Annotated in this window: 8 protein-coding genes and 1 pseudogene; 5 read left to right on the top strand and 4 right to left on the bottom strand. The window is 57.2% G+C overall.

Annotated features, from left to right (window positions below; all coding sequences use genetic code 11):
• The 3 genes from LC354_RS26125 to LC354_RS26135 all read right to left on the bottom strand — a co-directional run.
• The coding region (locus tag LC354_RS26125) for a transposase (protein WP_223421634.1) at positions 1-410 on the bottom strand (410 nt) is incomplete at its 3' end.
• A gap of 68 nt (positions 411-478) precedes the next feature.
• Positions 479-1,075, bottom strand: coding sequence for a DUF924 family protein (locus tag LC354_RS26130; protein ID WP_223428889.1), 597 nt, complete (start codon positions 1,073-1,075; stop codon positions 479-481).
• A 25-nt stretch (positions 1,076-1,100) separates the two neighbouring features.
• Positions 1,101-1,292, bottom strand: a complete 192-nt coding sequence (locus LC354_RS26135) for a hypothetical protein (RefSeq protein ID WP_223428890.1) — start codon at positions 1,290-1,292, stop codon at positions 1,101-1,103.
• 36 nt (positions 1,293-1,328) lie between these two features.
• Here LC354_RS26135 and LC354_RS26140 point away from each other — a divergent pair, with 36 nt between their 5' ends.
• The 4 genes and pseudogenes from LC354_RS26140 (at position 1,329) to LC354_RS26155 (ending at position 4,463) form a co-directional block, all read left to right on the top strand.
• Entirely contained in the window at positions 1,329-2,306 is a 978-nt protein-coding gene (locus LC354_RS26140; protein WP_223428891.1) for a LysR family transcriptional regulator, read from the top strand.
• Positions 2,307-2,925: 619 nt separating this feature from the next.
• Entirely contained in the window at positions 2,926-3,171 is a 246-nt protein-coding gene (locus LC354_RS26145; RefSeq protein ID WP_223428892.1) for a helix-turn-helix domain-containing protein, read from the top strand.
• 132 nt (positions 3,172-3,303) lie between these two features.
• Positions 3,304-3,441 (top strand): annotated as a pseudogene (locus LC354_RS27830) (HipA N-terminal domain-containing protein); the annotation flags it as partial.
• A gap of 158 nt (positions 3,442-3,599) precedes the next feature.
• Complete coding sequence (locus tag LC354_RS26155; protein WP_223428893.1) at positions 3,600-4,463, top strand: HipA domain-containing protein; 864 nt, start codon at positions 3,600-3,602, stop codon at positions 4,461-4,463.
• Between the two features lie 141 nt (positions 4,464-4,604).
• Here LC354_RS26155 and LC354_RS26160 read toward each other — a convergent pair whose 3' ends face one another.
• Complete coding sequence (locus LC354_RS26160) at positions 4,605-4,748, bottom strand: hypothetical protein (protein WP_223428894.1); 144 nt, start codon at positions 4,746-4,748, stop codon at positions 4,605-4,607.
• Positions 4,749-4,847: 99 nt separating this feature from the next.
• On the opposite strand from LC354_RS26160, the gene LC354_RS26165 reads away from it, so the two are divergent.
• Positions 4,848-5,257 (top strand): transposase (locus tag LC354_RS26165; RefSeq protein WP_223421634.1); only part of this gene is annotated, 410 nt, incomplete at its 3' end.

Genomic DNA, 5,257 nt, shown 5'->3' on the forward strand with positions numbered 1-5,257 from the left:
TCAGACAGAGCCGCCCGGTTCTCTGCGGTCGCCAGTCCCTCGGTCTCGAACCGGCCCATCTGCGACGTGGATGCGGCATGCGCATCGACGGCACGGCCACCGACAACCTGGCGCATCACGGGATCGAGCGCGAGACGGTCGGCGTCATTGACGTCCCCGTATCCTGCCAACCGGCCGTAGACCGATTGCCGAAACAGCCCGTCGAGCCGGTGGATCGTGTTCTTGCCACGGCGATTATCGCACAGGGCAGCAGACGCCAGATTGGACAGACCGAGCGCGTCATCAAGCTCGCGCATCACCAGAAGGCCGCCATCCGAACTGAGCTGAGCGCCCCGGAATTCCAGCCGCACGCGAGGGTCAAAATCCACACGATCTGCCCGCTGCAAGCCCGCACCCTCTGGGTGATCCATGAAACACATCCTCCGCAGCAACCAACGCCATGATATATATAGAAAATATCACGTTCAAGACAGCGAAATCAGAGATCTACTTGGGGAATGCGGGCTAAAGAGGAAACGCGACCAAAATGGGGGTTTCGATGCGGATGCCGTCCAAAACGTTCGATAATTGAGCGAACGCGGGCATTTTGGCCACGGACCTTTTCAGCCAGATAAGCCAAACTGGCAGGCATTTCTTCGACCGTGATTTCAGTCAGATCTTCTGCGACTGCCACTCGGTCAAGATGATCCGGGCCTTCGCAGTGAAGTAAAGCGATTATGTAGAAAAGCTTCTTCCAAGGCTCGACCGCCGCAAAGTGACCGTTTTCCACGCCTTCGAGAACAAGCCTGGTGGCCTTGATGTCCTGCGCATAGGCCGCAGGCGTGTCTCGCCACAAAGAACGCGGAAACTGGTCAAGAGTAATCAAAAGGGCTATGCGACCCTTGGCTGTCTCCGCCCAGTGATCCAGTTCGCTGCGCGCTGCAGCAATCGTCAAATCAGCGAAATCATCGCAAATGGTTTGATCCATCCCGCCATACATACGGTGTTGAATCCAAGCTGAAAAGTCATCGGCCGATTCCCAGAAACCCGTGTCGGGGAACCATAGGTCGAGAACGGTATCGGGTGAAAATGCCATGGCAATGTCCTTCGATTTGCTAAGTTCAAAAGTCCTTTGGGAAATGTCCCATCAAGGCCTGTGCACCATATTCACCGACGCAGGCATTCGCGGCGAGAAGATTGTTCAGATACTCGCGGCGTGAGCCTGTATGATTATCCGCATGCATCTTTTTTGCAGGCTCGGTGGTACGGCGAAAAAAGGTCGGGAAGGACAGTCGAATCGTTGGGAAGGTCATTCTCTGAAGTCTCCTTGAAATGCTCGAAGACAGAGTATGCGCGGTGCGATTTTGCTGGTATCCGACGCTGCGCTGTGCTGTTCTGCGAAAATGCAGAGCGGGTTTAAAGAGTGGAGCGACGTCCGCGTTTTCCTTGCTGTGATGCGTCAAGGATCCACGCTTGCGGCAGCGCGGGTTCTGGGCATGAACCAAACCACCGTCTCGCGCCGCATTGATGTTCTTGAGCATTCATTGGGGTTGAAGCTGTTCGAAAAAACGACACGGGGTGCAGTACCAACGTCCGATGCGACAGCACTGATGGACGATGCCGAAAGCATTGAACGGTGCGCAGCCGGATTTGCAAAAACCGCCAATTCCCTTCGTGACGCCCAAACGAATACTATTCGCCTCACCGCCATTTCTGATGCTTTTAATGACCAGTTCGCGGCGATCCTCGAAGAATTCAAAACGCGCCACGGCAACGCGCAGTTCGAACTTATTTCCAGTGAGGAAAGGCTGGATGTTCTGGCAGGTGAGGCAGACGTGGCCGTGCGCCTATCGAATGCAAAATTAGCATTTGAGCCGTCTCTGATCTGTCGCCGGATGTTCGAACTTCCTATGTCGCTCTTTGTATCCCGGGCCTATGCCGAGAAGTACGGGGTACCGGTCGGGCCGAGCGATCTGCCGAACCACAAAGTCGTCCTTTTCGGTGGTGAGCTTGCAACGCACCCGGCCAATGAATGGCTGCTTGCACAAGCCGGAACCGCACAAGTGGCAATGACGTGCAAAGACTTCAGAAGTATCTCGACGACGGTGAAGATGGGCGTCGGTATCGGGATTATGCCGTCCAGGTTCAAAATCACCAACCCGGACCTCGTTCAGTGTTTTGAGCTTTCCTCAGAACTTGGGTCTACAGGATGGTTGATCGTAAATCCTAGCGCCTATCGACGGCCCGAGGTGAAAGCGTTCACCAAGTTTTTTGCACCTAGATACGCTGCTTACTATCGCGCAACGCAACAAAAAGACGATGCTTGAAATCCGACATTCATACTCTTCGCAGCATCGGTGGAATGGGCTCCAAGCTGCCTTGCGGCAATGCAGAACAAAGCCTGGTCTCAATGTTATCTGAATGTCAGATCCTGCTGAACACGCCCGGTAACATTGCGGTCGCAAAGGATGCATGCTTTCCGCCCTATCTGCCGCATTTGGCAAGGCCAAAGTTCGTAAATTCATGAGCGGGTTTGCTTTTTTCGCTTTTGCGGTGCCCTCACGACTCGTAGCGGCTGACGGACCTTTTTGGTGTAGTGCTGGACCATTGCGGGGCTTTGTTCCGTGACCGACGCGATCGAATTGTAACCACATCCGGCTTCCCAAAGCTCACACGCGGCGTTGTAGCGCCAGCTGTGGATTTCATACACCGTCTTACCGCATCGTTCTTGAGCACGTGGCCGCGCTCGAACCCACGGCCGAGCCCGACATTGAGACGGTGGACCCCAAACCATCCTAAACCGGCAGGTGGAGGACTTAATTGCATCTAAGCTGGTGACGCCTGAGCAGGTTCGAACTGCGGGGCTGCAGGCATGAGTGCGGCTCGCTTATTACGCTATGGCGTAATTTGTTTTGATTTACGCTATGCCGAAAAAGGAGCCGCACCATGGACTTCACAGCACGAACGGCCGAGCAAATCGGCGAGGCACTCCGTAGGACGCGAAAGGCGCGCGGCTGGACCCAAAGCGATATCAGCGCGCGTACGAATTTACGCGTTGCGACGATTTCCTCGCTCGAGAATGGTGACGCGGGGACCAAGCTCGCCACAGTGCTCGCCGTCATAGCGGCACTTGGGCTTGCGTTCCGATTGGTCGAGCGCGGTGGTTCGTTTGAGATCGAGGATATCTTCTGATGGCGAAATACGGGCTTAGTGGCACGCTGAAGGTGCTTCTGAATGGAAGGCTGGTGGGGGGCCTGGTGTCTTGCGGGATCGTGCGCGATCAGCTTCACCTATGATTACGACTGGCTGTCCTGGGAACACGCCATGCCCATCTCGCAGTCACTGCCTTTGCGCGAAGAGGCGCACCAGGGCGGCCCTGTCATTGCCTACCTAGAAAACCTGCTGCCGGATAATCAGGCGATACGCGAACGCGTTGCCGCACGGGTCCGTGCAGGCGGCACGGACGCGTGGCACATGCTGGAGAAAATCGGGCGCGACTGCGTGGGAGCCTTGCAGTTCGTCTCGGGAGAGGTTCCGGAGGTTGGCGCACTCATAGGAAGCCCGTTTCCGAGGCACAAATTGCCGACATACTGCGCAACCTCGCAAGCGCTCCGCTGGGCTTGCAGGAGGAAGAAGACTTCCGCATTTCCATCGCGGGGGCGCAGGAAAAAACGGCGCTGCTGCGCCACGAAGGCGCGTGGATCCGTCCATCGGGGCTCACCCCCACAACCCAAATTATCAAGACCCAACTGGGCGTTCTGTCTGCTGGGATCGATTTGTCGGACAGTGTCGAGAACGAGTTTTTCTGCATGGGCGTCTGTCGCGCCATGGGCATGGCTGTGGCCGAGGTCGAGATTGCCGATTTTGAAGACGTGCAGAGCCTTGTCGTGACGCGGTTTGATCGGCGCTGGACCAAGGATGGCCGATTGATCCGCCTCCCGCAGGAAGACTTTTGTCAGGCGCTCTCGGTCCCACCCAGCCAGAAATATCAAATGTATGGCGGGCCGGGGATCACCGAAGGGATCGGGTTGCTGACAGGCAGTGATGACCCCGAGGCGGATCAGCGCGTGTTTTTCTGCGCGCAGGTGCTATTTTGGCTCTTGGGAGCGACGGACGGGCACGCCAAGAATTTCAGCATTGCATTGCGCCCTGGCGGGTTCCGCATGACCCCACTTTACGATGTGCTGAGCGCCCAGAAAGCAGTGGACGACGGTCAAATCCGCCAGAACCGGATGCGCGTCGCGATGGCGGTCGACGGTCACGACCGGATGGGCGAGGTGGTGCCACGCTACTTCCTGCAGGCTGCGAAGGCGGCAGGTTTTGGTGTGGCGCTGGCGGAAGAGGTCTTGTCGGGCGTCGCGTCTGAGCTTGAACCAGCCTTGGACAAAACCCTAGCAGACCTGCCGGATGAGTATCCACAGCCTTTGGTGGACGCCATTGTTGCTGGCGTGCGACGTCGGGCGGCTGCCTTTCATGCCGCATAATCCGCAGATCGTATTTGCGTCGGTACGGGCCAGCGCATTGGCGACGTTGTGAATATGAAGTGGGCCCATTTTTCCGACGAAGGATTCGATGTCACTTAGGGCAAAACCGACAAGCCGCTGTGGATCCCGCTCACAGATCGTCTAAAGGCCCACCTTGTCGGGCTCGAGCGAACCGACGGCACGGTCGTAGTTGCCGCCAAGGGCAGCTCGGTCAGCTATGGCTACCAACCCCAATACGAGGACGCCCATTGGGCCGGTCATAAAGTGCCAAACCGCTCTGAACATTTAAACCCGCATTCCCCAAGTAGATCTCTGATTTCGCTGTCTTGAACGTGATATTTTCTATATATATCATGGCGTTGGTTGCTGCGGAGGATGTGTTTCATGGATCACCCAGAGGGTGCGGGCTTGCAGCGGGCAGATCGTGTGGATTTTGACCCTCGCGTGCGGCTGGAATTCCGGGGCGCTCAGCTCAGTTCGGATGGCGGCCTTCTGGTGATGCGCGAGCTTGATGACGCGCTCGGTCTGTCCAATCTGGCGTCTGCTGCCCTGTGCGATAATCGCCGTGGCAAGAACACGATCCACCGGCTCGACGGGCTGTTTCGGCAATCGGTCTACGGCCGGTTGGCAGGATACGGGGACGTCAATGACGCCGACCGTCTCGCGCTCGATCCCGTGATGCGCCAGGTTGTCGGTGGCCGTGCCGTCGATGCGCATGCCGCATCCACGTCGCAGATGGGCCGGTTCGAGACCGAGGGACTGGCGACCGCAGAGAACCGGGCGGCTCTGTCTGA

This window comes from Tateyamaria pelophila (assembly GCF_019966495.1).
GTDB classification, from domain to species: domain Bacteria; phylum Pseudomonadota; class Alphaproteobacteria; order Rhodobacterales; family Rhodobacteraceae; genus Tateyamaria; species Tateyamaria pelophila.

Excerpts from the sequence above, each read along its gene's own strand:
- LC354_RS26145 (WP_223428892.1), top strand. The coding sequence starts at position 2,926 with ATGGACTTCACAGCACGAACGGCCGAGCAAATCGGCGAGGCACTCCGT.
- LC354_RS26140 (WP_223428891.1), top strand. The coding sequence starts at position 1,329 with ATGCGCGGTGCGATTTTGCTGGTATCCGACGCTGCGCTGTGCTGTTCT.
- LC354_RS26130 (WP_223428889.1), bottom strand. The coding sequence starts at position 1,075 with ATGGCATTTTCACCCGATACCGTTCTCGACCTATGGTTCCCCGACACG.
- LC354_RS26160 (WP_223428894.1), bottom strand. The coding sequence starts at position 4,748 with ATGTTCAGAGCGGTTTGGCACTTTATGACCGGCCCAATGGGCGTCCTC.
- LC354_RS26135 (WP_223428890.1), bottom strand. The coding sequence starts at position 1,292 with ATGACCTTCCCAACGATTCGACTGTCCTTCCCGACCTTTTTTCGCCGT.